This is a genomic window from Cellulosimicrobium sp. EB106-03-01-XG111 (assembly GCF_058792115.1).
On record NZ_JBYTEQ010000018.1, the window covers coordinates 65,299 to 90,361 of the forward strand.

Consider the following 25,063-nt stretch of genomic DNA (forward strand, 5'->3'; position numbering starts at 1 on the left):
GCGCGACGGCGCCGGGCGGCACGCGGCCCGCACCTCGGCTCACCCCTCGGGGTGGGCAGGGGTGCGGGCCGCGGCATGTCAGCGCCCCGCGGGACCGCCCGCGGGAGCGCCCACGCCCTCCGGGTCCTCCGCCTCGGCGCCGAGCGGCGCCGCGAACTGGCTCTCGTACAGCCGGGCGTAGGCGCCGCCCGCCGCGAGCAGCTCGTCGTGCGAGCCCTGCTCGACGATCGAGCCGTGCTCCATGACGAGGATCGTGTCCGCGTCGCGGATCGTCGAGAGGCGGTGGGCGATGACGAACGACGTGCGGCCCTCGCGCAGCGCGTTCATCGCCTGCTGCACGAGCACCTCCGTGCGCGTGTCCACGGAGCTCGTCGCCTCGTCGAGCACGAGGATCGCCGGGTCGGCGAGGAACGCGCGCGCGATCGTCAGGAGCTGCTTCTCCCCCGCGCTCACGCTCGAGCCCTCGTCGTCGATCACCGTGGCGTACCCGTCGGGCAGCGTGCGCACGAACGGGTCGACGTGGGTCGCGCGCGTGGCGGCGAGGAACGCCTCGTCGTCCACGGTGCGGCCGTCGCGCACGCCGTAGCGCAGGTTCTCCTCGATCGTGCCCTTGAAGAGCCACGTGTCCTGCAGGACCATCCCGATGTCGGAGCGCAGGTCGTCGCGCGTCATGTCCCGCGTGTCCACGCCGTCGAGCGTGATGCGGCCCCCGTCCACGTCGTAGAACCGCATGAGCAGGTTGACGAGCGTCGTCTTGCCCGCGCCCGTGGGCCCGACGATCGCGATCGTCTGCCCGGGCTCCACGACGAGGTCGAGGTGCTCGATGAGCGGGACGTCCGGGTCGTAGGAGAACGAGACGTCCTCGAACGCGACGCGGCCGCGCACCGGGTCCACCGTCGCCGCGGGCGACGGGTCCGGCGTCTGCTCGTGGGCGTCGAGCAGGTCGTAGACGCGCTCCGCCGACGCGACGCCCGACTGGAGCAGGTTCATCATCGACGCGATCTGCGTGATGGGCTGCGTGAACTGCCGCGAGTACTGGATGAACGCCTGCACGTCGCCGAGCGTCATCGTGCCCGACGCGACCCGCAGGCCGCCCACGACCGCGACGATCACGTAGTTGAGGTTCGCGAGGAAGCCCATCGCCGGCTGGATGGTGCCGGAGATGAACTGCGCGCGGAAGCTCGCGTCGTAGAGGGCCGCGTTCTCGCGCTCGAAGTCGTCGATCGCGGCCTGCTGGTGGCCGTAGACCTTGACGAGCGTGTGGCCCGTGTACATCTCCTCGATGTGCGCGTTGAGACGGCCCGTCGCGGCCCACTGCCGGATGAACTGCGGCTGGGACCGCTTGGCGATCTGCGTGGTGACGACCACGGAGAGCGGCACCGTCACGAGCGCGACGACCGCGAGCAGCGGCGAGATCCAGAACATCACACCGAGCACGCCGACCACGGTGAGCACGGACGTCACGAGCTGCGACAGCGTCTGCGTGAGCGTCTGGGAGATGTTGTCGATGTCGTTCGTCACGCGCGAGAGGATCTCGCCGCGCGGGTTGCGGTCGAAGTACGACAGCGGAAGGCGCCCCAGCTTGGCCTGGACCTCGCCCCGCAGCCGGTAGACGGTGCGCTGCACGACGATCGCCGTGATCCGGCCCTGGAGCCAGCCGAAGAGGAACGAGCCGACATACACGGCGAGCACCCACGCGAGCACGGTCGCGAGCGCCGTGAAGTCGATGCCTTCACCGGGGACGAGGCCGGGCACGCCCGAGACGAGGTCGGCGACCTGGTCCTGCCCCTGGGCGCGCAGCGCGTCCACGGCCTGCTGCTGGGTGACACCCGCCGGGAGCTGCGAGCCGACGACGCCCGCGAAGATGATGTTCGTCGCGTTGCCCAGGAGCTTCGGACCCGCGACCGCGAGCGCCACCGACACCACGCCGAGGATCACGACGGCGACGATCGGCACCCGCTCGGGGCGCAGCGAGGCGACGAACCGGCGCAGGGAGCCCTTGAAGTCGAGCGCCTTCTCCCCGGGGACGCCCATGCCACCCATGGGACCGTGCCCGCCGCCACCGCGGGGTCGGCCCGCGAGCCGGGTCCGGGCGACGTCGCGCTCCGTGCCGGCCGCCGCGGGTGCGCCCTCGGGCGAGGCCGCGCCCGACGTCGCGGGCGTGCGCGAGGCGTCCTGCTCGCCGCTCATGCTGCCTCCTCGATCGAGAGCTGGGAGTAGACGATCTCCTGGTACGTCTCGTTGGACTCGAGGAGCTCGGTGTGCGTGCCACGACCGACGATGCGGCCGTGGTCGAGCACGAGGATCTGGTCGGCGCCCCGGATCGTCGCGACCCGCTGTGCCACGACGATCACGGTCGAGCGCCGCGTGCGGGGTGCGAGCGCCGCACGCAGGCGGGCGTCCGTCGCGTAGTCGAGCGCGGAGAACGAGTCGTCGAACAGGTAGACCGCGGGATCGCGCACGATCGCCCGGGCGATCGCGAGCCGCTGGCGCTGACCGCCCGAGAAGTTCGTGCCGCCCTGCGCGACCGGCGCGTCGAGGCCGCCGTCGAGCGCCTCGACGAAGTCGCGCGCCTGCGCGACCTCGAGGGCGTCCCACATCTGCTCCTCGGTGGCGTCCGGCCGGCCGTAGCGGAGGTTGTCCGCGACCGTCCCGGAGAAGAGGTAGGCCTTCTGCGGCACGAGGCCGAGGAGCGAGCCGAGGTCCGCGCCGGTGAGGTCGCGGACGTCGGTCCCGTCGATCCGCACGGCGCCGCCCGTCACGTCGAACAGCCGCGGCACGAGGTTGAGCAGCGTGGTCTTGCCGGAGCCGGTCGAGCCGATGATCGCCGTCGTCCGCCCGGGCTCGGCGACGAACGAGACGTCGTGGAGCACGGGCTCCTCGGCCCCGGGGTAGCGGAACTCGACGCCCTCGAGCTCGACGCGGCCCGTCCGCGTGGTGAGCGCGACGGGCCGCTCGGGCTCGACGACCGTCGCGCGGGTCTGCACGACGTCGGTGATGCGCTCCGCGGAGACGGCCGCGCGCGGCACCATCATGAACATCATCGTCGACATCATCACGGCCATGAGGATGTACATGAGGTAGGACAGGAACGCGGTGAGCGCCCCGACCTCCATGTCGCCGGCATCGATCTGTCGTCCGCCGAACCACAGGACCGCGATGCTCGACGCGTTCATGACGAGCATGACGGTCGGGAACATGAGCGCCATGAGCTTGCCCGCCTTGAGCGAGACGTCGAACAGGGCGTCGTTCGCGACGTCGAACCGCTCGGCCTCGCGCCGCTCGCGCACGAACGCGCGGATCACGCGGATGCCGGTGATCTGCTCGCGCAGCACGGCGTTGATGCCGTCGATCTTCTTCTGCATCTGCCGGAAGTAGGGCACCATCCGCCAGATGATGAGCCCGACGCTCACCCCGAGGACGGGCACGATGACGAGCAGCAGCCCGGAGAGCTCGACGTTCTCCTGCAGCGCCATGACGACGCCGCCGACCAGCATGATCGGCGCCATCACCATGATGGTCAGCGACAGCAGCACGAGCATCTGCACCTGCTGCACGTCGTTCGTCGTGCGGGTGATGAGGGACGGCGCGCCGAACTGGCCCATCTCCTGCGCGGAGAAGCGCTGCACGTTGGTGAACAGGCCGGCGCGGACGTCGCGGCCGAACGACATGGCGACCCGCGCGCCGAAGTAGACGGCCGCGACCGCGCACACGACCTGGCCCAGGCTCACGAGGAGCATGAGGCCGCCGGTGCGCATGATGTAGGCGGTGTCACCCTGCGTGACGCCCTGGTCGATGATGTCGGCGTTGAGGCTCGGCAGGTAGAGCGACGCGAGCGTCGCGAGGAGCTGGAGCACGAGGAGGACGGCGATCGGCGTCCGGTAGGGACGCAGTCGTGTCCGCAAGAGGCTGACGAGCATGGGCTTCCTGTCCGGGAGGGGGCTGCGGGACGAGGGCGCGAGCCGCGGGTCGCGGGTGCGCGGGGCGGGCGGCACCGGGCGAGGGTGCGCGCGCGTCGTGGACGGGGCCGCCGGGTCAGGGCGACGGGTCGGTCGTGACGTCCGCCCCGATGCCGCCGAGGATCAGGTCGGCGAGCTGCACGGCGTCGAGCCTGTCACCGCCCGAGAGGTGCGGCAAGGCGTTTCCGAAGACGAGCGAGAACAGCGCCCGGGCGGCCAGCGCCGGGTCCACGCGCAGCTGCGCCCGGTGTGCCGCGAGCTTGCGCTCGATCGCCGCGACGATCTCGCGCGCCGAGCGCTCCCGCGCGTCGAACCCGGCGCGGCGGGCGTCCGGGGCGCCCCCGGCCCGCATCCGGCGCACGGCCTCGGCGCGGTCCGCCGTCGCACCGCGGTGCGGGTCGAGCACCTGGTGCGCCGCGGCGAAGATGCGCATGCCGACGCGCTGCGCCTCGAGCAGGAAGTCGACGATGCTCACGACGAGCGGGCGCAGCCCGTCGTCGTCCGGGAGCGTGCCGATCGCGGCGACGGCGGGCGCCGGGTCAAGCGAGCGCACGACCGCGGCGTGGAGGATCTCGTCCTTGTCCGCGAACGCGCGGAACAGCGTGCCCTCCGCGACGCCCGCGGCGTCGGCGATCTGGCGCGTCGTCACGGTGGCGCCGTGCTGGACGAGCAGCGGGATCGTCGCGGCGGCGATCGCGTCGCGGCGCTCCTCGCGCGAGAGCGGGCGCGCGCGCGTGCGCTCCGGGGCCGACGCGTCGGACGGCGCGTCGGTGGGTGCGTCGACGCGGGCGTCGGTCGGGGCGTCAGGGGGCACGGAGACGGGGACCACGCCTCGACGGTAACTGAGTGAGCACTCACTCTCAAGGTCGTCCGCTCCCGGCGAATCTCCGGCGGGCGGCACGACGACGCCCCCGCACCCGGGTGGGTGCAGGGGCGTCGTCGTGCGTGGCCGGGGGCCACCGCGGCCGCCCAGGCTGCGCGGGTGGCGCGGGTGGCGCGCCCCGTCAGTGCCGCGGCGAGAAGGACGGCGGCCCGCCGGCGGGCGGCTCGTCGGTCGGGGGCTGGTCCGTGGTGGGCGCGTCCTCGACGATCGGCTGCGGGGGCGGCGGCGCGTACTGCGACGGCCCGCCCAGCGGACGCGGCGTGGCGGCGCCCGGCTCGGGCGCGGCCGCGTGGTGCTCGCCGGCGCCGCCCGGGTGCTGGCCCCGCTCGGTCTGCGGGTCGAACGGCAGGCCGGACCGGGTCCCCGAGCTCGTCGCGTCGGCGGTCGCCGCCTCCGCCTGGCGCCGCGCCTCGGCGAGGGCCTCGGCGGGGTCGGTGAGCGACGGGACGCCGAACTTCACACGGTCGCGCTCGCGCTCGCGACGCGCCTCGGCGCTCGCCTCGGCCGCCTCCGCGTCCTCGGCGGGGCCCCCGCTCGGCACTCCCCCGCCGTCGATCCCCGGCACGCCGCCGAACCCCTTGGCGATCGAGCCGAGCGCCGCGGTGAACTCCGTCGGCACGACCCACAGCTTGCTCGCCGTGCCGTTCGCGATCTGCGGGAGCATCTGGAGGTACTGGTACGCGAGGAGCTTCGGGTCCGCGTCACCCTCGTGGATGGCGTCGAAGACCTGGAGGATCGCGCGCGCCTCACCCTCGGCCCGGAGGATCTGGGACTGCGCGTCACCCTCGGCCCGGAGGATCGCCGCCTGCTTCTCGCCCTCGGCCGTGAGGATCTGGGACTGCTTGACGCCCTCCGCGGTGAGGATCGCGGCGCGGCGGTCACGCTCGGCGCGCATCTGCTGCTCCATCGAGCCCTGCACGCTGGGGGGCGGGTCGATCGACTTGAGCTCGACGCGGTTCACGCGGATGCCCCAGCGACCGGTCGCCTCGTCGAGGACGCCGCGGAGCTGGCCGTTGATCTGGTCGCGGCTCGTGAGCGTCTGCTCCAGGTCCATCGAGCCGATGACGTTGCGCAGGGTCGTGACGGTGAGCTGCTCGATCGCGGTGATGTAGTTCGCGATCTCGTAGACCGCGGACTTCGGCTCGGTGACCTGGAAGTAGATCACCGTGTCGATGCTGACCACGAGGTTGTCGGACGTGATGACCGGCTGCGGCGGGAACGACACGACCTGCTCGCGCAGGTCCACCGACGCTCGGACGCGGTCGATGAACGGCACCAGCAGGTGCAGGCCCGGCTCGAGCGTGCGCGAGTACCGGCCCAGGCGCTCGACGATGATCGCGACCGCCTGCGGCACGATGCGCACCGCCTTGACGAGCGCGACGATGACGAAGATCAGGATCAGCGCGAGGACGACGTACGCGAGGATCGTTCCGGGACTGGGGTCGTTCATCGACTGCCTCCTGGTCGTCGGTCGCGCGACCGGTCGCCCGGCGGCGCGGTACGGGTGTGCCGGGTGGTCACGACCCGGTGGGGTGCTGTGCGGGCAGCGGCGCGACGACGGCCGTCGCCCCGTCGATCCGGACGACGCGCACCTCGGTGCCCACGGGGATCTGCGGCGCGTCGGGCTCGGTCCGCGCGGTCCAGACCTCGCCGACGAGCTTCACGCGGCCGCCGAACTCGCTCACGCGGTCGACGGCGAGCGCCGTGCGGCCGACGTGCGCCGCGACGTTCGTCTCGGTGAGCGGGACGCGCGAGCGCAGGTGCCGCAGGAGCCACGGGCGCAGCGTGAGGAGCAGGATGACGCTCACGACCGCGAACGCGACGATCTGGAGCCAGAGCGGCCCGTCGGCGGCGTTGACGCCCGCCGCGGCGAGGGATCCCCCGGCGAGCATGATGAGCACGAGGTCGAGCGAGATGATCTCCACGAGACCGAGGAGCAGCGCCGCTCCGACCCACCACAGCCAGTCCATCTCGAACCCCCGTTCCCACGTGCGCGCTTTACGTGTACTTTACCGAATTTCCGCCCGTGGTGCACGCCCCGGGCGCACCCGGTGCGGAGGTCAGGCTCGTGCGGCCCGCGCCATCCACCGGCCGCCGCCGTGCGCGACGAGCAGCGGCACGCCGAACGCGTCGCTGAGGTTCTCCGCCGTGAGCACCTCGCGGATCGGGCCGGCGGTGTGCACCACGCCGTCCTTGAGCAGCAGGACGTGCGTGAAGCCCGGCGGGATCTCCTCGACGTGGTGCGTGACGAGCACGAGCACCGGCGACGCCGGGTCGCCCGCGAGCTCCGCGAGCGCCCCCACGAGCTCCTCGCGACCGCCGAGGTCGAGGCCCGCGGCGGGCTCGTCGAGCAGCAGGAGCTCCGGGTCCGTCATGAGTGCGCGCGCGATCTGCGTGCGCTTGCGCTCCCCCTCGGACAGCGTGCCGAAGGTGCGGTCCGCGAGGTGGTCGACGCCGAACGCGGCGAGCAGGTCGTCCGCGCGCTGCGCGTCGAACTCCTCATACTCCTCGCGCCACCGGCCCGTGACGCCGTAGGCGGCGGTGAGCACGACGTCGCGCACGGTCTCGTCGCCGGGGATGCGGTCGGCCAGGGCCGCGGACGCGAGCCCGACGCGCGGGCGCAGCTCGAACACGTCGACGCGGCCGAGCCGCTCGCCGAGGACGTCGGCCGTGCCGGCCGTGGGGTGCATGCGTGCGGACGCGATCTGCAGGAGCGTCGTCTTGCCGGCGCCGTTGCGGCCCAGCACGACCCACCGCTCGCCCTCGTTCACCTGCCAGTCCACCGCGTCGAGGATGGTCTTGGGGTGGCGTCGGACGGTGACGCCCTTCAGGTCGAGAACCGCGCTCATGGTCACCGACCCTATAGGTTGGCCGTCGTGGTCTCACACTCGTCCGGGGGTCCGCACGACGCCCCGCAGCCCACCCCGGGCCCTGGCTCCGCGTCGAGCGCGGGCGCCCTCCCCCGCAGCGCCCTGCTCGCGCTCTGGCTGCGCGCCGCGCGCCTCGGCGACGACGACGGGACGGCCCGCCTCGTGCGCGCCGTGGAGCGCGACGACGAGCCGCACGTGGTGTCCGGGGCGCTCGGCGACGTCCGGCTCGCGGACCTCGCGGGCGCGTGGGCCGGCGACGCGCGCGAGGTCGTCGCGCTCGCGCCGGTCCCCGGCGACGTGTCGGGCGTGCCGCCCGAGGCCGCCGCGCACGCGACGGACGCGGGCGAGTGCGTCGTGGTCACGACGTCGTCCGGGTCGTGGGCGCTCGTCCCCGAGGTCACGGAGTTCGGCAGCGACCTGGAGCCGGGCCACCTCGTCACGTGGCACGTGACGCAGGTCGGGCCGTGGAGCGCCCGCGTGCTCGGCGCGGTCGGGTCGCTCCCCGAGGCGGAGCGCGACCTGCGCACGGCGCTGCTGCTGGCCACGCGCGCCCTCGACGAGCTCGACGTCGCCCGCTGGCGCGACGACGCCGCGGGCGCCATCGCCGACCTGCGCGCGGGCGGCGCCCCGACGTGGCAGCTCCCGTCCGCCGTCCCGCCGCGCGCCGTCCAGGTCCTCGTGCAGGCCGTCCGGCTGAGGGCGATCGTCGACCTCGCGACCGCCGACGACGGCGGGTCGGTCAACCTCTGGCAGGCAGACCAGCGCTCGACGGCGCTGCGCGAGGTGGACCGCGCGTCGCGCCACGCAGTGGGCGCCGCCACCCTCTGGACCGCCACCACCTGACCCCGTCCGCGAGGTCGACCTCGCGCGCTGCCGAGGGCCCGTCAGGCACCGTCGTCAGGCGCGCGACGTCACGTACGCGTCGAGGTGGGCGAGCGAGGAGGCCATCCCGACGGCGTGGTCCTGCGGGGAGATGCCCGACGGCACGTCCGTGGCGCGGACCGTGACGAGCGTGCCGCCCGCGGTCGGCTCGACGGTCCACGTCATCGTCATGGTCCCGGCGACCGCCGGGTCGTCCGCGGCGAAGACGACCCGCTGCACGACGCTCCGGCCCGGGTCGAGGTCGACGATCGCGACGTCGACGACGTCGGTCCCCTCGCCCGTCTTGCCGGGGTCGGCCTGCGGGTCGTCGTAGGCGAGGACCATGCGGTAGCCGCCGCCGGGGCGCAGGTCGAAGCGCTCGAAGCGGCCGGTCATGCCGTCGGGCGGGAGCCAGGCCGCGAGCGCGTCCTCGTCGACGAGCGCGCGGTACACGGCACGGGGCGCGGCGGCGACGAGGCGCGACGCCTCGTCGACCCGGCCGCTCCCCGCGGTGGTCACGACTGCTCCAGCACCGTCCGGTAGACCTCGAGCGTGCGATCGCCGATCGCGTCCCACGCGAAGTGGTCCTCGACGCGCTGCCGGGCCGCGCGGCCCATCGCGGCGGCGCGCTCGGGGTCGGTCACGACCTGGGTGAGCGCGGCCGCGAGGTCGGCCACGAAGCGGTCGGGGTCGAGCGGGGTGCCCGTGCCGTCGTCAGCCTGGTCGATCGGCACGAGGAGGCCGGTGACGCCGTCGTCCACGACCTCGGGGATACCGCCCGTGGCGGTCCCGACGACGGGCAGCCCGACGGCCATCGCCTCGAGGTTGACGATGCCGAGCGGCTCGTACACGGACGGGCAGACGAACACGGTCGACGCGGCGAGCACCGCGACGAGCTCGGCACGCGGCAGCATCTGCTCGATCCAGACGACCCCGCTGCGCTCGGCCTGGAGCTCCGCGACGGCGCCGCTCACCTCGGCGGCGATCTCCGGGGTGTCCGGGGCGCCCGCGCACAGGACGAGCTGGACCTCGTCGGGCAGCGAGCGCGCGGCCCGGAGCAGGTACGGCAGGCCCTTCTGGCGCGTGATCCGCCCGACGAACACCACGGCGGGCCGGGCGGGGTCGATGCCGAGGTCGCGCACGACGCGGTCGGCGACGTCCTGCTGGGTGCCGGGCTCGGGGCGACGCCAGCCGTCGAGGTCGATCCCGTTGTGCACGACGTGCACCTTCGCCGGGTCGACCTGCGGGTAGACGCGCAGTATGTCGTCGCGCATCCCGCCGGAGACCGCGACGATCCCCGCCGCGCCCTCGTACGCGGTGCGCTCCGCCCACGACGACAGCGCGTACCCGCCGCCGAGCTGCTCCGCCTTCCACGGCCGCAGGGGCTCGAGCGAGTGCGCGGACAGCACGTGCGGGACGCCGTGCAGCAGCCCCGCGAGGTGGCCCCCGAGGTTCGCGTACCAGGTGTGCGAGTGCACGAGGTCGGCCCCCGCGACGTCGTCCGCCATCTGCAGGTCGACGCCGAACGTGCCGAGCGCGGCGTTCGCCCCGGACAGGACGCCGGGCACGGAGTAGCCGGTCACGCCGTCCTCGCCGCGCGGGCCGTCGAAGCAGCGCACGCGCACGTCGACGTGGCGCCGCAGCACCGCGGACAGCTCGGCGACGTGCACGCCGGCCCCGCCGTAGACGTGCGGCGGGTACTCACGGGTCAGGAGGTCGACTCTCACGCGCCACACCGTAGCCGAGTCGCCCGCCGCGGACCCCCCGGTGGGCGGGGCCGAAGCGACCCGCGCCCAGGATGCGGGTCCTGCTGCGTGGTCCCGCCCCGAGGGGCTACCGTCTGGGCATGGCCGCCGCACCCCGAGTCCTCGCCATCGTCCTCGCCGGGGGCGAGGGCAAGCGCCTCATGCCGCTCACCGCCTCGCGGGCCAAGCCCGCGGTGCCCTTCGGGGGCATCTACCGCCTCGTGGACTTCGCGCTGTCCAACCTCGTGAACTCCCACTACCTGCACATCATCGTGCTCACGCAGTACAAGTCGCACAGCCTCGACCGGCACATCACGAAGACGTGGCGCATGTCGTCCCTGCTCGGCAACTACGTCGCGCCGGTGCCCGCGCAGCAGCGCGTCGGCAAGCACTGGTACCTCGGCAGCGCGGACGCGATCTACCAGTGCCTCAACATCATCGACGACGAGCGCCCGGACATCGTCGTGGTCGTGGGCGCGGACCACGTGTACCGCATGGACTTCTCCCAGATGGTCGACGCGCACGTCGAGTCGGGCGCGCAGCTCACCGTCGCGGGCATCCGCCAGCCGATCTCGATGGCGGACCAGTTCGGCGTCATCGAGACCGACCCGAAGGACCCGACGAAGATCGCCGCGTTCCGCGAGAAGCCCGCGGACCCGGTGGGCCTCGCCGACTCCCCGGACGAGGTGCTCGCCTCGATGGGCAACTACGTCATCGACACCGACGCGCTGATCGAGGCCGTCACGTCCGACGCCGCGAACGCGGACTCCCGCCACGACATGGGCGGCGACATCGTGCCGGCCTTCGTCGAGAAGGGCACCGCCGCGGTCTACGACTTCATCCGCAACGACGTGCCGGGCTCGACCGACCGCGACCGCGACTACTGGCGCGACGTGGGGACGATCGACTCGTACTACGACGCGAACAAGGACCTCATCGCCGTCACGCCGGTCTTCAACCTCTACAACGAGGAGTGGCCGCTGCACACCGGCTACACCGGTCTGCCGCCCGCGAAGTTCGTGCACGCCGGGCGCGGCCGCCTGGGCCACGCCGCGGACTCGATCGTCTCCCCCGGCGTCATCATCTCGGGTGCGACGGCGGTCGGCTCCGTCCTGTCGCCCGGCACCTACCTGCACTCGTGGTCGTCCGTCTCGGACTCCGTGCTCATGGACGGCGTGCAGGTGCACCGCCACGCGCAGGTGCACCGCGCGATCATCGACAAGAACGTCGTCGTCGGGGAGCAGGCCCGCATCGGTCTCGACCCCGAGCAGGACCGCGCGCGCGGCTTCACGGTCACCGAGTCCGGGATCACGGTCGTCCCCAAGGGGACGGTCGTCGAGTGACGCCTTCCCCGACCGGCGTCGTGCACGTGCCCGACGCCGCGCCGAGCCCTGCCCCGCCCGCGACCGCCAGCCCGAGGAGCCCTCGCGTGACCCCCGACCCGTCGAGCGCCCCCGTGCGGCTCCTCGTCATGGACGTCGACTCGACGCTCATCGAGCAGGAGGTCATCGAGCTGCTCGCCGACCACGCGGGCACGCGGGCCGAGGTCGCCGCGGTGACCGAGCGCGCGATGCGCGGCGAGATCGACTTCGGCGCCTCGCTGCGCGAACGGGTCGCGACCCTCGCGGGCGTGCCCGTCGCGGCGTTCGCCGACGTCCGCGCGCGCGCGACCTTCACCCCCGGCGTGCGGGAGCTCGTCGCCGAGGCCCGGCGCCGCGGCTGGGAGGTCGCGCTCGTCTCGGGCGGCTTCGAGGAGGTCGTCGCCGGGCTCGCGGCCGAGCTCGGCATCACGCGCTTCCGCGCGAACCGGCTCGAGGTCTCCGACGGGCGGCTCACGGGCCGCACGACCGGGCCGGTCGTCGACCGCGCGGCGAAGGCGGCGGCGCTGCGCGAGTTCGCGGCCGAGCTCGGCCTGCCGATGAGCGCGACGATCGCCGTGGGCGACGGCGCGAACGACCTCGACATGATCGGCGCGGCGGGCGTCGGCATCGCCTTCGCGGCCAAGCCCGTCGTGCGGGAGCAGGCGCCCTACGGCGTCGACGGACCGCGCCTCGACGCGGTGCTCGGGGTCGTCGACCAGGTCGACGCCGCGCGCTGACCCCGGACGCGCGAGAGCCCCGGCACCGTGAGGTGCCGGGGCTCCGTCGTGCGGGTGCGCCGGGCTCGGGTCAGGACGGCCGGCCCACGTACGTCAGCAGGGCGGCCTGCGGCTCCCACGCGTCCCACGACGCCCCGGACTCCAGCACCGAGTACGTCGCGGTCGGCACGCCGACGCGCACCTGGGCGAGCGCGCCGCCGTCGGACGCCGGGTCGGCCAGGTACGACGCCGTGGCCGCCATCGTGGGCTCGTGCCCGACGACGAGAAGCGTGCGGACGCGCGGGTCCGTGGTGCGCAGGAGGTCCAGCACGTCGGCCACGTCGGCCGCGTACAGCCCGTCGCTCACCAGCACGTCGGGCTCGACGTCGCCCAGGTGCGCCGCGAGGAGCTCCCACGTCTGGCGCGTGCGCAGCGCGGAGGAGCACAGCACGCGCTCGGGGACGAGCCCCGTCTCGCGCAGCGCCGCACCGACGCGCACCGCCTGCCGGCGGCCGTTGAGCGCGAGGGGACGCAGCACGTCGTCGACGCTCCCGCCGCCGGGCTCCGCCTTCGCGTGGCGCAGCAGGACGAGGCGGCGCGTGCCGCCGTCGGGGGTCTGCGCGCCGTTGCGCTGCTCCGCGGTCACTGCCCCATGGCGTGCACGCCGCCGTCGACGTGCACGATCTCACCGGTCGTCGCCGGGAACCAGTCGGACAGGAGCGCGACGACCGCGCGCGCGGCGGGCTCCGCCGTCGTCTGGTCCCAGCCCAGGGGCGCCCGGTTCGGCCAGCCGTCCTCCATCTGCTCGAAGCCCGGGATGGACTTCGCCGCCGTGGTGCGGATCGGGCCCGCGGAGACGAGGTTGGCCCGGATGCCGTCGGGGCCGAGGTCGCGCGCGAGGTAGCGGTTCGCGGACTCGAGGCCCGCCTTCGCGACGCCCATCCAGTCGTAGACCGGCCACGCGAACTGCGCGTCGAACGTCAGGCCGACGACGGCGCCGCCGTCGGTCATGAGGGGCTTCGCGGCGACCGCGAGGGACTTGTAAGAGAACGTCGAGACCTGGAGCGCGGTCGCCACGTCCTCCCAGGTGGCGGAGAGGAAGTTGCCGCCCATGACGCTCTGCGGCGCGAAGCCGATCGAGTGCACGACGCCGTCCAGGCGGTCCGTGTGCTCGCGCACCGCGTCCGCGAGGCCGGCGAGGTCGTCGGCGTCCGTGACGTCGAGCTGCACGACGGGCGCCTCGACCGGCAGGCGCTTCGCGAAGGCCTGCGTGAGCTTCATCTGGCGGCCGAACGAGGAGAGCACGACCTCGGCACCCTCTTCCTGCGCGAGCCGCGCCGCGTGGAACGCGATCGAGGAGTCGGTGAGCACTCCCGTGACGAGGAGCTTCTTGCCGTCGAGCAGACCCATCGGTTTCCTTCCGTCGTGCGCCCGCTGTGGGCGCGCTGAGGCGAGCGTACTGAAAGAGAGGTGGGGCGGGCGCGTCGGTGACGGCGCCGCTGGCGGGCGCGGGACGCGCCGCCGAGAGCGGTCAGTGGCCCATGCCGAGGCCGCCGTCGACGGGGATCACGGCGCCCGAGACGTACGCGGCGTCGTCGGACGCGAGGAACTGCACGACGCCGGCGACCTCGTCCGCCTGGGCGAAGCGGCCCGCGGGGATGGCGGCCTTGTAGGCGGCCTGGCGCTCCTCGGGGAGCTCGGCGGTCATCGCGGTGTCGATGAACCCGGGCGCCACGACGTTCGCCGTGATGTTGCGCGACCCGAGCTCGCGCGTGATCGAGCGTGCCATGCCGACGAGCGCGGCCTTCGACGCGGCGTAGTTGACCTGGCCCGCGCCGCCGTAGAGGCCGATCACGGACGACACGAGCACGATGCGGCCGCGGCGCTGCCGGATCATGCCCTTCGTCACCCGGCGCACGCAGCGGAACGTCCCGGTGAGGTTGACGTCGATCACGGACTCGAAGTCCTCGTCGGTCATCCGCAGCAGGAGCTGGTCGTGCGTGACGCCCGCGTTCGCGACGAGCACCTCGACCGGGCCGAGCTCCTTCTCGATCTCGGAGAACGCGGCGTCGACGGCGGCGGTGTCGGTGATGTCCGCCACGGCGCCGAAGACGCCCTCGGGCAGGTCACCGCCCCGGTAGACGGTCGCGACGCGGTCGCCGTTCGCGACGAAGCGCTCGGCGATGGCACGGCCGATGCCCCGGTTCGCGCCGGTGACGACGACGGTGCGCGGGGCGGGGGCGGTGGCTTCGGACACGTGCGGCTCCTCGGGACGGTCGGGTGGGTCGGCGGCCGGGGACGGGTCCCGCGCGGCCGGTGCCGGGTGGGCCCTGCCGGGCCCGGCGCGACGGCGCCGCACCGACCGTACCGTGCGCGGGGCCCGCGGTGCGCGGTGCGGCGAGGTCACACCGCTCCCCCACACTTTGTGGGGTCCCGACAAACGTAGACTGGACGGGTGACCACACGACGCGCCGCCCGGAGGTCGGCCGAGGCGGTCCCGAGCATCACCGCCGCCCCGGAACCGCTCGCCGCGGACCAGGCGCGCCGGGAGCGCAAGTACCTGATCCAGATGGGCATCCGCCTCGTGTGCATCTTCGGCGCCATCCTGGCGCAGGGCAGCTGGGTGACCTGGGTCCTCGCCGTCGGCGCGGTCGTGCTGCCGTACAGCGCGGTGCTCGTCGCCAACGCGGGCCGCGACCAGGCGCACTACGACACCTCCCCCATGGAGCACCGGGCGCTGCCCACGGCGGGAGCACCCGGAAGCCACGGCATCGCGGGCGCCGAGCCCCGCGAGCCGCACGACGACGAGGAGGACCGCCGGTGACCGACGTCCTGGGCCTCGCCGACCCCGTCGGCGAGGAGGAGCTGGTGTGCAGCGCCAAGGGCTGCCGCGAGGCCGCCGCGTGGGGTCTGCTGTGGAACAACCCCAAGATCCACACGCCTGAGCGGCGCAAGGTGTGGCTCGCGTGCGACGCGCACCGGGAGCACCTGGAGACGTTCCTCGGCGCCCGCTCGTTCTGGCGCTCGACCGTGCCGGTCGACGAGCTCGAGCGCCGGGCGGCCCCGTGACGCAGGCCGCACCACCGCACGTCCCCGCGGGCCCGACGCCGCAGCGCGCCACCGCGGACGCCCACCAGCCGCGCACGCCGCGCCAGTGGGCGACGCTCGCGGTCGGGGTCCTCGTCCTCGTCGCGCTGTGCCTCGTCGCGGGCCGCTGGCAGTGGAACCGCTACGTCTCGCGCGACGCCGAGATCGAGCGCATCGAGGCGAACTACACGTCGACCCCGGTCCCGGTGGAGGACGTGCTCCCCGCCCCCGGTGCGGAGCTCGACGAGGCCGACCTCTGGCGGCCGGTGACGCTCGAGGGCCGCTACGAGACGGACGCCACGGTCCTGCTGCGCAACCGGCCGGTCGGCGGCAGCCCCGGCTTCCACGTGCTCGTCCCGTTCGTGACGAACCCCACGCCGTCCGCGCCGGACGGGCTCGTCGTCGTCGTGGACCGCGGGTTCGTGCCGCTGGGGACCGACGCCGTCACCCCCGGGGACGTGCCCCCGCCCCCCGCGGGCGACGTCGAGGCGACCGTCACGCTGCGCGGCGACGAGCCGCCGTCGGGCCGGGACGCGCCCGCGGGCCAGGTGCAGGCCATCGCGACGGACCAGGTCCTCGCCGCCGGCCCGGACGGCGGCGGCTGGGCCGAGGGCCGCACGGTGGGTGCCTACGGGCAGCTGCGCACCGAGGTCCCGGCCGCGGCGCAGACCCTGGAGGCGCTGCCGAAGCCGGACACCGACCCCGGCTCGCACCTGTCGTACGCGTTCCAGTGGGCGGTGTTCGCCCTCGGCGCCGTCACCGGGTTCTGGCTCCTCGTGCGCCGCGACCGGCGCGACGCGCGCGGGGAGGAGACCACCCTCACCGCCGGTGACCTCCTCGCGGCCCAGGACCCGGACGCCGCGCGGGCCCGGCGGGAGCCGCGCTCACGCCGTCCGAGCGCCGAGGACGAGGAGGACGCGCTCATCGACGCGCAGCTCGACGCCCAGGAGCCCACGCCGCGGTAGGCCCCGCCGGGGGGATCAGGCCACGTCAGGCCAGCGAGACGAGCTCCGCGTACTCGTCGCTCCACAGGTCCTCGTCGCCGTCCGGCAGCAGGAGGACCCGCTCGGGCTCGAGCGCCTCGACCGCGCCGTCGTCGTGCGTGACCATGACGACCGCGCCCTCGTACGTCTTGAGCGCGCCGAGGATCTCGGCGCGCGACGCCGGGTCGAGGTTGTTCGTCGGCTCGTCGAGGAGCAGCACGTTCGCCGCCGAGACGACGAGCGTCGCGAGCGCGAGGCGCGTCTTCTCCCCGCCGGACAGCACGTTCGTCGGCTTGTCCGCGTCGTCGCCGGAGAACAGGAACGACCCGAGCACCGAGCGCACCTGCGTGTCCGTGAGGTCGGGCGCCGCGTGACGCAGGTTCTCGACGACGGTCGCGTCCATGTCGAGCGTGTCGTGCTCCTGGGCGTAGTACCCGATCTTCAGGCCGTGGCCCGGGTGCACCTCGCCCGTGTCCGGCTGCTCGACGCCGCCGAGGATGCGCAGGAGCGTCGTCTTGCCGGCGCCGTTGAGGCCGAGCACGACGACGCGGCTGCCGCGGTCGATCGCGAGGTCGACGCCCGCGAAGACCTCCTGCGAGCCGTAGGCCTTGGACAGCCCGCTCGCGGTGAGCGGCGTGCGGCCGCACGGCGCGGGCTTCGGGAAGCGCAGCTTCGCGACCTTGTCGCTCTGGCGCTCGCCCTCGATGCCGGCGAGCATCTTCTCGGCGCGCCGCATCATCTGCTGCGCGGCGACGGCCTTGGTGGCCTTGGCGCGCATCTTCTCGCCCTGGGCGAGGAGCGCGCCCGCCTTCTTCTCCGCGTTCTGCCGCTCGCGACGACGACGCCGCTCGTCGGACTCGCGCTGCGCGAGGTAGGCGTCCCAGCCGAGGTTGTACTGGTCGAGCTCGCCGCGGTTGGCGTCGAGGTGGAACACCTTGTTGACCGTCGCGCGCAGCAGCTCGACGTCGTGCGAGATCACGACGAAGCCGCCGCTGTACGACTTGAGGTAGTCGCGCAGCCAGACGATCGAGTCCGCGTCGAGGTGGTTCGTCGGCTCGTCGAGGAGCAGCGTCTCGACGCCGGAGAAGAGGATGCGCGCGAGCTCGATGCGGCGGCGCTGCCCGCCGGACAGCGTGCTCAGCGGCTGACCGAGCACGCGGTCGTCGAGTCCGAGGTTGCTCGTGATGCGGTGCGCCTCGCTCTCGGCCGCGTACCCGCCCGCCGCGAGGAACCGTGCCTCGAGCTTGGGGTAGCGCTCCATCGCGGCCTCGTGGGTCTCCGCGTCCGCGCTCGCCATCGCGCCCTCGGTCTCGCGCATCTGGCGCACGATCCTGTCGAGGTTGCGTGCCGAGAGGACCCGGTCGAGCGCGATGACGTCGAGGTCGCCGGTGCGCGGGTCCTGAGGCAGGTAGCCGATGTCGTTGCCGCGCGTGATCTTGCCCGCCGTGGGCTGGGTCTCGCCCGCGAGGGTCTTGGTCAGGGTCGTCTTGCCGGCGCCGTTGCGGCCGACGAGGCCGATCCGGTCGCCCGCGGCGATCTGGAACGTCGCCTCGTGCAGCAGGACGCGGGCGCCGACGCGCAGCTCGACGCCGTGGGCGGTGATCACGTGCAGGTCCTCTCCGAAGGGGTGACCCCGGTGGATCCAGCCTGGTGGGGCGATCCGATCGACGGGGCCCGACGATTCTACGGGCCGCGGGCTCGCTCTCGCGCGGTCTTTCCACGGACCGGTCCCGCGAACCCTCGCACCGGGCCTCCGACGGGCGTGGAACAGAACGGGACAATCAGCCCATCATGCTAGCCTCCGGACGACCCGGACCACGGACGAGACCGCGGTCCGGCCCGAGCAAGGAGAGCACGTTGAGCAACGCCGAAGCAGCACTGAGCACGGTCCTCGAGCTGGACGGGGCGATCGCGATCGCGGTCGTCGACTACAGCAGCGGGATGGCCCTGGTCCAGAAGCAGACCGCCCCGTTCGACCTCGAGCTCGCCGCGGCGGCCAACACCGAGGTCATCCGTGCCAAGCTCCGGGCGATCGAGCAGCTCGGTCTCGAGGACGGCATCGAGGACATCCTCATCACGCTCGGCCGCCAGTACCACCTCATCCGTCTCGCGCAGCGCGAGAGCCTGCGCGGCACGTTCTCCTACCTCGTGCTCGACCGCGGACGGGCGAACCTCGCGCTCGCGCGCCGCGGCCTGGCCCAGCTCGACGAGTCGCTGTCGCTCTGACGCCCGTGGTCGCGGACGCCCTCGACCAGCCCGGGCGGGTCGCCCCCCGCAGCGTGGTGGACGTGCTGCGGGGCATCGACGACGCCCTCGACCACGAGGCGCACGTGCTGGCGCTCGGGCCCGGCGGCCGGGTCCTCGGCAGCGCCGGCCCCTCCCCCGGGCCGGTGGTCGAGGTGGCGCGGGCCGTCGCCGCGGCCCTCACCCGGGGCCCGGCCGTCCCGGGCAGCTCGGCGCGGTGCATCCTCAACACCGCGGAGGCGTGCGTCTTCGTCTACCTGCTCGGGCAGGACCTGTCGGTCATCCTCGTGGGCCCGACGGACTGGAACATCGCCCTCACGGGCCGCCGCGTCGAACGGTTCCTCGTCGACTTCGTCGACACCTACCTGGCCGAGACCGTCGCCGAGGCCCCGGGCGAGGACCCCGGGACGCTGCCGCGTCGCGAGCCACCGGCGCCCGTCGTCGGGCCCGGTGAGCGGCACGAGCACCGCGGCGACCACGACCTGCTCGCGCGTGTGCTGCGCGCACTGGTCCGTTTCTGAGGCCTGCGGCCGCGCTCGGCGGTAGCGTTCCCCTGTGACATTCCAGGAAGGCGGATCGTTCGAGGGCGGACGCGTCCGCAAGGGTGGCGGCCGCGGGCGCGGCCCGTTGATCGCGGGCGGCGGGATCGGCGCGGTGCTCGTCGCGCTGCTCATCGCGTTCGTCGGCAACCAGACGGGCGTCGACCTCAGCGCGCTGACCGGTGGCGACGGGTCGGACCCGGGCGCGTACGGCGACGGTCAGCAGGAGTACATCGACACGTGCACCGCCGAGCAGGCGAACACGACGCGCGAGTGCCGGCTCAACGGCACCGTCCAGTCGCTCGACGCCTACTGGACCGAGGCCCTCCCCGAGCAGGCCGGCGTCGAGTACGCGCTGCCCGAGGTCGTGAGCTTCACCGGGCAGGTCTCGACGGGCTGCGGTGCGGCGACGAGCGCCGTCGGGCCGTTCTACTGCCCGCCCGACCAGACGGTGTACATCGACCTCGGCTTCTACGACGACCTGACGAACCGCTTCGGCGCGAACGACGGCGGCCTCGCGGAGATGTACGTCGTCGCGCACGAGTTCGGGCACCACATCGAGCAGCTCACCGGCGCCATGGACACGGCGGACCGGCAGGGCACGGGCCCGGAGTCCGACTCCGTGCGCATCGAGCTCATGGCCGACTGCCTCGCCGGCATGTGGGCGGGGCACGCCGCGACCACCGTCGACCCGGACACGGGCGTGACGTTCCTCGCCCCGATCACCGAGCAGCAGCTGGACGACGCGCTGTCCGCGGCGTCCGCCGTCGGCGACGACCGCATCCAGGAGGCCGCGACCGGCCAGGTCAACCCCGAGGGCTGGACCCACGGGTCGAGCGAGCAGCGCCAGCGCTGGTTCACGACCGGCTACGAGGGCGGCACGCTCCAGGACTGCGACGCGCTCTCCGCGTCGACGTTGTGACCGCTCCCGCCGAGGTCGCTCAGAGCTCGATCGAGTACATGCGCGAGCCGGTGACCTTCTCGTAGCCGAGGCTCGCGTAGAGGCCGTGCGCACCGGACGGGTTCTCGGTGTCGACGTCGAGCGCGGCGTACTGCATGCCGTCCGCCGCGAACGCGCGCATCGCGGCCGCGAGCGCCGCGACGGCGACGCGACGGCCGCGGTACGCGCGTCGGACACCGAGGAGCTCGGTGTACCCGAACGTGTACCCGCGCACGGGGAAGTCCTCGTCGTACCGGCCCGCCATCTCGTAGCCGACGACGAGCGGCTCGCCCGCGCGCAGCGCGGCCGCGGTCTCGGGGTCGGTGGCCGGGTCGGCGAGGAGCGCGTCGACGTCGGGCGCGTCGTCGACCACGAGGAACGACCACTGCGGCGCGAACTCGCTGCGCCCGTGCGTCCAGGCCTCGGCGGTGCGGGGCTCGCTCCCCCAGTGGTCGCGGAACGCGTCGTTGTGCGCGAGGCGCGTCGCCTCGTCGAGCTCGGTGGTCCAGGGGACGACGCGCAGGGACCCGTCGAGCGGGACGTCGGGCACCGGGGCCGCGAGGTCGCGGCGCAGGTCGGAGTAGAAGCGGCGGGCGGCGAACCCGAACCGCGCGTAGAGCCGCGCCTTCTCGGGCGGGTCGGTGTCCTCCCCGAAGACGGCGAGCCGCGCGGGCAGCTCCTTGCCGCTCGCGGCGAGCACCTGCCGGGCACGAGCGACCTGCCAGGCGAGCACCTCGCGCCCGATGCCCCGCCCCCGGTGGGTCGGGTGGACGCCGCCGCCGAGGAACGCCCGCACGGTGCGCTCGTCCCCCGGGTTGGTGTCGACCATCCCGTAGGCGCGCAGCGTCCCGTCGGCGTCGACGCCGACGATCGAGTCGGCCGCGACGTCGCGCCACGGAGCGGTGAAGATCTCCTCGATCTCCGCGAGCGTCTCGCGGTACGGCTCGTCGTCCGCCTCCGCGATGTCGTTGCGCAGCGTGAGCAGGGCCGGCGCGTCGGCAGGCGTGGCGGAGCGCCACGTGAGCCCGGCCGCGGTGACCGGCGGCAGGGTCGACGGCGCGGCGGCGCGCTCGGCGATCGGGGCGAGCGTCGGGGGCGCCGCCTCGGCGCGGTCGGTCGTCGAGGGAGAGGACATGGCGACCACGGTAGGGGGGCTCGCGCCGTCGGGCACGTGCTTTTCCCATGACGTCCGCGCGGCGCGTCGGCAGGCTGAGACGGCTCCCCGTGCCGTGCCGCACGCGATCTACGCTGCGAGCATGCCGACCGCCGTTCCTCAGGACCTCGCCGACGCCCGCTCCCGGGCCCTCGCGGACGCGCTGCGCACGCGCGTCGTCGTGGCCGACGGCGCGATGGGCACGATGATCCAGGAGCAGGACCCGACGCTCGAGGACTACCAGGGGCTCGAGGGCTGCAACGAGATCCTCAACGTCTCGCGACCCGACATCATCGCCGCGGTGCACGACGCGTACCTCGAGGTCGGGGTGGACGCGATCGAGACGAACACGTTCGGCGCCAACTGGTCCAACCTGTCGGACTACGACATCGACGACCGGATCCGCGAGCTCGCCGCGGCCGGGGCGCGGATCGCGCGCGAGCGCGCGGACGCCCACGCGACCGCCGACCACCCGCGCTGGGTGCTCGGCTCGATGGGTCCGGGGACCAAGCTGCCGAGCCTCGGGCACACGACGTACGCGCACCTGCGCGACACGTTCGCCGAGCAGGCCGCGGGCCTGCTGGAGGGCGGAGCCGACGCGATCCTCGTCGAGACGAGCCAGGACCTGCTCCAGGCGAAGGCCGCGGTGACCGGGTCGCGGAACGCGATGCGCGACGTCGGGCGCGAGGTGCCCGTGATCGTCCAGGTGACGGTCGAGACCACGGGCACGATGCTCATGGGCTCCGAGATCGGGGCCGCGCTGACCACGCTCCAGGCGCTCGGCGTCGACGCGATCGGTCTCAACTGCGCGACCGGCCCGGCCGAGATGAGCGAGCACCTGCGGCACCTGTCGCGGCACGCGGAGATCCCCGTGACGTGCATGCCCAACGCGGGGCTGCCGGTGCTCGGCCCGAACGGCGCGACGTACCCGCTGACGCCGGACGAGCTCGCCGCCGCGCACACCCAGTTCGTCACCGAGTTCGGCCTGGGCCTCGTGGGCGGCTGCTGCGGCACGACGCCCGAGCACCTGCGCCGCGTCGTCGAGGCGGTGCGCGCGCGGCCGGTCGTCGAGCGCCACCCTGAGCGGGAGAACGGCGTCGCGAGCCTGTACTCGCACACCGACCTGCACCAGGACGCGTCCTTCCTCGCGATCGGCGAGCGCACGAACGCGAACGGGTCGAAGGCGTTCCGCGAGGCGATGCTGGCGGAGAACTGGGACGAGTGCGTCGAGATCGCGCGCGCCCAGACGCGCGACGGCGCGCACCTCCTCGACGTCTGCATCGACTACGTGGGTCGCGACGGCGTCGCGGACGTGCAGCAGGTCGTCTCGCGCCTCGCGAGCGCGTCGACGCTCCCGCTCGTCATCGACTCGACCGAGCCCGAGGTCATCGCGGCGGGCCTCGAGCTCGTGGGCGGGCGCGCCGTCGTGAACTCGGTGAACTTCGAGGACGGCGACGGGCCGACGTCGCGGTTCGCGCGGATCATGCCGCACGTCGTCGAGCACGGGGCGGCCGTCGTCGCGCTGACGATCGACGAGGAGGGCCAGGCCCGCACCGCGTCGGGCAAGGTGGAGATCGCGACCCGGCTCGTCGAGACGCTGACGCGTGACTGGGGCCTGCGCGTGGACGACATCATCGTCGACGCCCTCACGTTCCCCATCGCCACGGGTCAGGAGGAGACGCGGCGCGACGCGATCGAGACGATCGAGGCGATCCGCGAGATCACGCGCCGCTACCCCGGCATCCACACGACGCTCGGCGTCTCGAACGTGTCGTTCGGCCTCAACCCCGCGGCCCGCACGGTGCTCAACTCGGTGTTCCTCCACGAGGCGGTCGAGGCCGGGCTGGACTCCGCGATCGTGCACGCCGCGAAGATCCTCCCCCTCGCGCAGATCCCCGACGAGCAGCGCGAGGCAGCGCTCGACCTCGTGTGGGACCGGCGGCGGTACGACGACGAGGGGAACCTCGTGCACGACCCGCTCGCCCGGTTGCTCGAGCTGTTCGAGGGCGTGGACTCGGCGGCGCTCAAGGACCAGCGCGCGGCCGAGCTCGCGGCGCTCCCCGTCGGCGAGCGGCTCGAGCGCCGGATCGTCGACGGCGCGCGCAAGGGACTGGAGGACGACCTCGACGCCGCGATGGCGTCGGGCATCTCGGCGCTCGACATCGTCAACGAGCACCTGCTCGAGGGCATGAAGGTCGTGGGCGACCTGTTCGGGCGCGGTGAGATGCAGCTCCCCTTCGTGCTCCAGTCGGCCGAGGTCATGAAGACGGCGGTCGCCTATCTCGAGCCGCACATGGAGAAGGTCGAGGGCGCGAGCGGGTCCAAGGGCACGATCGTGCTCGCGACCGTGCGCGGCGACGTGCACGACATCGGCAAGAACCTCGTCGACATCATCCTCACCAACAACGGCTACACGGTCGTGAACATCGGCATCAAGCAGCCGATCTCCGCGATGATCGAGGCCGCCGAGGAGCACGACGCCGACGTCATCGGCATGTCCGGGCTCCTCGTGAAGTCCACCGTCGTCATGAAGGAGAACCTCGCGGAGCTCGCGTCGCGCGGGCTCGCCGGCCGCTGGCCGGTCCTGCTCGGTGGCGCGGCGCTCACGCGCACGTACGTCGAGGACGACCTCGCGGGCCAGTTCCCGGGCGTGGTCCGGTACGCGCGCGACGCGTTCGAGGGCCTGCGCCTCATGGAGCCGCTCGTGCGCGTCGCGCGCGGCGAGTCGCCCGACGCCGTCGGGCTGCCCGCGCTGAAGAAGCGCCGGCACGCGGTGGTCACCGTGACCGAGACGCCCGTCGAGGACCTGCCCGCGCGGTCCGACGTCGCGGCCGACAACCCGGTGCCCGCTCCCCCGTTCTGGGGCACGCGCCTCGTCAAGGGCGTCCAGCTCGCCGAGTACGCGGCGTTCCTCGACGAGCGCGCGACGTTCATGGGCCAGTGGGGTCTCAAGCCGGGGCGTGGCGACGACGGGGCGTCGTACGAGGAGCTCGTCGAGACCGAGGGTCGCCCGCGCCTCAACGCCTGGTACGAGCGGATCCGCACCGAGGGCGTCGTCGACCCGTCGGTCGTGTACGGGTACTTCCCGGTGTGGTCGGAGGGTGACGACGTCGTCGTCGCGCACCACGGCGCCGGGCTCGCGGGGATCGGCGCGCCCGACGGCGGGTCGGGCGGCGAGCCCGGGACCGAGCGGCTGCGCTTCACCTTCCCGCGCCAGCGCCGCGACCGCCACCTGTGCCTCGCCGACTTCGTCAAGCCGCGGTCGTGGGTCGAGGAGACCGGCCGCTACGACGTGCTGCCCGTCCAGCTCGTGACCATGGGCGCGAGCGTCGACCACCACACGGCGAAGCTGTTCGCCGGGAACCACTACCGCGAGTACATGGAGCTGCACGGCCTCTCGGTGCAGCTCACCGAGGCGCTGGCCGAGATGTGGCACTCGCGCGTGCGCGCCGAGCTCGGGTTCGCCGACGAGGACCCGAGCGAGGTCGAGGGCATGTTCAAGCTCGAGTACCGCGGGGCACGCTTCTCGCTCGGTTACCCCGCCTGCCCGGACATGGAGGACCGCACGAAGGTCGTCGAGCTCCTGCGCCCCGAGCGCGTGGGTGTCGAGCTCTCCGCGGAGCTCCAGCTCCACCCCGAGCAGTCGACAGACTGTTTCGTGTTCCATCACCCCGAGGCCAAGTACTTCAGCGTCTGACGTTCCTGGGGACGACGTCCCCGAG

Annotated in this window: 23 protein-coding genes; 10 read left to right on the forward strand and 13 right to left on the reverse strand. The window is 73.7% G+C overall.

Annotated elements, in window-relative coordinates; genetic code table 11:
* Positions 1-78: 78 nt before the first annotated feature.
* From AC3WT4_RS14625 to AC3WT4_RS14650, 6 genes are all read right to left on the reverse strand, one after another.
* A complete protein-coding gene (locus AC3WT4_RS14625; RefSeq protein ID WP_492315782.1) occupies positions 79-2,190 on the reverse strand; it encodes an ABC transporter ATP-binding protein in 2,112 nt (703 codons plus the stop codon).
* Positions 2,187-3,920 (reverse strand): ABC transporter ATP-binding protein, encoded by a 1,734-nt coding sequence (locus tag AC3WT4_RS14630; RefSeq protein WP_257419217.1) that lies wholly within the window; start codon positions 3,918-3,920, stop codon positions 2,187-2,189. The genes AC3WT4_RS14625 and AC3WT4_RS14630 overlap by 4 nt, the downstream gene beginning before the upstream one ends.
* A gap of 115 nt (positions 3,921-4,035) precedes the next feature.
* Positions 4,036-4,788: a TetR/AcrR family transcriptional regulator gene (locus tag AC3WT4_RS14635; RefSeq protein ID WP_492315783.1), complete on the reverse strand. Its 753-nt coding sequence runs from the start codon at positions 4,786-4,788 to the stop codon at positions 4,036-4,038.
* Positions 4,789-4,963: 175 nt separating this feature from the next.
* Positions 4,964-6,292: an SPFH domain-containing protein gene (locus tag AC3WT4_RS14640; RefSeq protein WP_400113148.1), complete on the reverse strand. Its 1,329-nt coding sequence runs from the start codon at positions 6,290-6,292 to the stop codon at positions 4,964-4,966.
* A gap of 67 nt (positions 6,293-6,359) precedes the next feature.
* Positions 6,360-6,812 (reverse strand): NfeD family protein, encoded by a 453-nt coding sequence (locus AC3WT4_RS14645; RefSeq protein WP_492315784.1) that lies wholly within the window; start codon positions 6,810-6,812, stop codon positions 6,360-6,362.
* A 90-nt stretch (positions 6,813-6,902) separates the two neighbouring features.
* A complete protein-coding gene (locus tag AC3WT4_RS14650; protein WP_021483599.1) occupies positions 6,903-7,691 on the reverse strand; it encodes an ABC transporter ATP-binding protein in 789 nt (262 codons plus the stop codon).
* A gap of 27 nt (positions 7,692-7,718) precedes the next feature.
* On the opposite strand from AC3WT4_RS14650, the gene AC3WT4_RS14655 reads away from it, so the two are divergent.
* Positions 7,719-8,555: an Rv1486c family protein gene (locus AC3WT4_RS14655; RefSeq protein ID WP_492315785.1), complete on the forward strand. Its 837-nt coding sequence runs from the start codon at positions 7,719-7,721 to the stop codon at positions 8,553-8,555.
* 54 nt (positions 8,556-8,609) lie between these two features.
* Here AC3WT4_RS14655 and AC3WT4_RS14660 read toward each other — a convergent pair whose 3' ends face one another.
* Both AC3WT4_RS14660 and glgA read right to left on the reverse strand, forming a co-directional pair.
* Entirely contained in the window at positions 8,610-9,092 is a 483-nt protein-coding gene (locus tag AC3WT4_RS14660; protein ID WP_492315786.1) for an SRPBCC domain-containing protein, read from the reverse strand.
* Positions 9,089-10,300 (reverse strand): glycogen synthase, encoded by a 1,212-nt coding sequence (gene glgA, locus AC3WT4_RS14665; RefSeq protein ID WP_400113151.1) that lies wholly within the window; start codon positions 10,298-10,300, stop codon positions 9,089-9,091. The genes AC3WT4_RS14660 and glgA overlap by 4 nt, the downstream gene beginning before the upstream one ends.
* 119 nt (positions 10,301-10,419) lie before the next feature.
* On the opposite strand from glgA, the gene glgC reads away from it, so the two are divergent.
* Positions 10,420-11,661, forward strand: a complete 1,242-nt coding sequence (gene glgC / locus AC3WT4_RS14670; protein WP_074807048.1) for a glucose-1-phosphate adenylyltransferase — start codon at positions 10,420-10,422, stop codon at positions 11,659-11,661.
* Positions 11,662-11,747: 86 nt separating this feature from the next.
* Entirely contained in the window at positions 11,748-12,416 is a 669-nt protein-coding gene (gene serB / locus AC3WT4_RS14675; RefSeq protein ID WP_492315787.1) for a phosphoserine phosphatase SerB, read from the forward strand.
* Between the two features lie 70 nt (positions 12,417-12,486).
* Here the strand turns inward: serB and AC3WT4_RS14680 are convergent, their stop codons facing one another.
* The 3 genes from AC3WT4_RS14680 to fabG form a co-directional block, all read right to left on the reverse strand.
* Complete coding sequence (locus AC3WT4_RS14680; RefSeq protein ID WP_074807051.1) at positions 12,487-13,041, reverse strand: SixA phosphatase family protein; 555 nt, start codon at positions 13,039-13,041, stop codon at positions 12,487-12,489.
* Complete coding sequence (gene fabI, locus AC3WT4_RS14685; RefSeq protein ID WP_074807053.1) at positions 13,038-13,805, reverse strand: enoyl-ACP reductase FabI; 768 nt, start codon at positions 13,803-13,805, stop codon at positions 13,038-13,040. The genes AC3WT4_RS14680 and fabI overlap by 4 nt, the downstream gene beginning before the upstream one ends.
* Positions 13,806-13,926: 121 nt before the next feature.
* Positions 13,927-14,652: a 3-oxoacyl-ACP reductase FabG gene (gene fabG, locus AC3WT4_RS14690; protein WP_108047549.1), complete on the reverse strand. Its 726-nt coding sequence runs from the start codon at positions 14,650-14,652 to the stop codon at positions 13,927-13,929.
* Positions 14,653-14,850: 198 nt separating this feature from the next.
* On the opposite strand from fabG, the gene AC3WT4_RS14695 reads away from it, so the two are divergent.
* Genes AC3WT4_RS14695 through AC3WT4_RS14705 form a run of 3 tightly spaced genes read left to right on the forward strand, consistent with a single transcriptional unit; the run spans position 14,851 to position 16,447 of the window.
* Positions 14,851-15,219 (forward strand): DUF3099 domain-containing protein, encoded by a 369-nt coding sequence (locus tag AC3WT4_RS14695; RefSeq protein WP_074807059.1) that lies wholly within the window; start codon positions 14,851-14,853, stop codon positions 15,217-15,219.
* The gene (locus tag AC3WT4_RS14700; RefSeq protein ID WP_108047547.1) at positions 15,216-15,464 is read left to right on the forward strand and encodes a hypothetical protein; all 249 of its coding nucleotides are present in this window, start codon (positions 15,216-15,218) and stop codon (positions 15,462-15,464) included. The genes AC3WT4_RS14695 and AC3WT4_RS14700 overlap by 4 nt, the downstream gene beginning before the upstream one ends.
* Positions 15,461-16,447: an SURF1 family cytochrome oxidase biogenesis protein gene (locus AC3WT4_RS14705; protein WP_492315788.1), complete on the forward strand. Its 987-nt coding sequence runs from the start codon at positions 15,461-15,463 to the stop codon at positions 16,445-16,447. Before AC3WT4_RS14700 ends, AC3WT4_RS14705 begins: the two co-directional genes overlap by 4 nt.
* Before the next feature lie 25 nt (positions 16,448-16,472).
* On the opposite strand, the gene abc-f is transcribed toward AC3WT4_RS14705, so the two are convergent.
* A complete protein-coding gene (abc-f, locus tag AC3WT4_RS14710; protein ID WP_255179031.1) occupies positions 16,473-18,071 on the reverse strand; it encodes a ribosomal protection-like ABC-F family protein in 1,599 nt (532 codons plus the stop codon).
* Between the two features lie 251 nt (positions 18,072-18,322).
* Between abc-f and AC3WT4_RS14715 the strand changes: the two genes are divergently transcribed.
* From AC3WT4_RS14715 to ypfJ, 3 genes are read left to right on the forward strand one after another with little or no spacing between them, the layout of a single operon-like run.
* The gene (locus AC3WT4_RS14715; RefSeq protein WP_074807068.1) at positions 18,323-18,691 is read left to right on the forward strand and encodes a hypothetical protein; all 369 of its coding nucleotides are present in this window, start codon (positions 18,323-18,325) and stop codon (positions 18,689-18,691) included.
* Positions 18,692-18,696: 5 nt separating this feature from the next.
* Positions 18,697-19,230, forward strand: coding sequence for a hypothetical protein (locus AC3WT4_RS14720; protein WP_108047536.1), 534 nt, complete (start codon positions 18,697-18,699; stop codon positions 19,228-19,230).
* Between the two features lie 34 nt (positions 19,231-19,264).
* Positions 19,265-20,170 (forward strand): KPN_02809 family neutral zinc metallopeptidase, encoded by a 906-nt coding sequence (gene ypfJ, locus AC3WT4_RS14725; protein WP_108047534.1) that lies wholly within the window; start codon positions 19,265-19,267, stop codon positions 20,168-20,170.
* A gap of 19 nt (positions 20,171-20,189) precedes the next feature.
* Here the strand turns inward: ypfJ and AC3WT4_RS14730 are convergent, their stop codons facing one another.
* On the reverse strand, positions 20,190-21,323 hold the full coding sequence (locus AC3WT4_RS14730) for a GNAT family N-acetyltransferase (protein WP_492315789.1): 1,134 nt from the start codon (positions 21,321-21,323) through the stop codon (positions 20,190-20,192).
* 121 nt (positions 21,324-21,444) lie between these two features.
* Between AC3WT4_RS14730 and metH the strand changes: the two genes are divergently transcribed.
* Complete coding sequence (gene metH / locus AC3WT4_RS14735) at positions 21,445-25,038, forward strand: methionine synthase (RefSeq protein WP_492315790.1); 3,594 nt, start codon at positions 21,445-21,447, stop codon at positions 25,036-25,038.
* The last annotated feature ends 25 nt before the right edge of the window (positions 25,039-25,063 follow it).

Excerpts from the sequence above, each read along its gene's own strand:
- glgC (WP_074807048.1), top strand. The coding sequence starts at position 10,420 with ATGGCCGCCGCACCCCGAGTCCTCGCCATCGTCCTCGCCGGGGGCGAG.
- AC3WT4_RS14630 (WP_257419217.1), bottom strand. The coding sequence starts at position 3,920 with ATGCTCGTCAGCCTCTTGCGGACACGACTGCGTCCCTACCGGACGCCG.
- AC3WT4_RS14640 (WP_400113148.1), bottom strand. The coding sequence starts at position 6,292 with ATGAACGACCCCAGTCCCGGAACGATCCTCGCGTACGTCGTCCTCGCG.
- AC3WT4_RS14625 (WP_492315782.1), bottom strand. The coding sequence starts at position 2,190 with ATGAGCGGCGAGCAGGACGCCTCGCGCACGCCCGCGACGTCGGGCGCG.
- AC3WT4_RS14730 (WP_492315789.1), bottom strand. The coding sequence starts at position 21,323 with ATGTCCTCTCCCTCGACGACCGACCGCGCCGAGGCGGCGCCCCCGACG.
- AC3WT4_RS14650 (WP_021483599.1), bottom strand. The coding sequence starts at position 7,691 with ATGAGCGCGGTTCTCGACCTGAAGGGCGTCACCGTCCGACGCCACCCC.
- AC3WT4_RS14645 (WP_492315784.1), bottom strand. The coding sequence starts at position 6,812 with ATGGACTGGCTGTGGTGGGTCGGAGCGGCGCTGCTCCTCGGTCTCGTG.
- metH (WP_492315790.1), top strand. The coding sequence starts at position 21,445 with ATGCCGACCGCCGTTCCTCAGGACCTCGCCGACGCCCGCTCCCGGGCC.
- fabI (WP_074807053.1), bottom strand. The coding sequence starts at position 13,805 with ATGGGTCTGCTCGACGGCAAGAAGCTCCTCGTCACGGGAGTGCTCACC.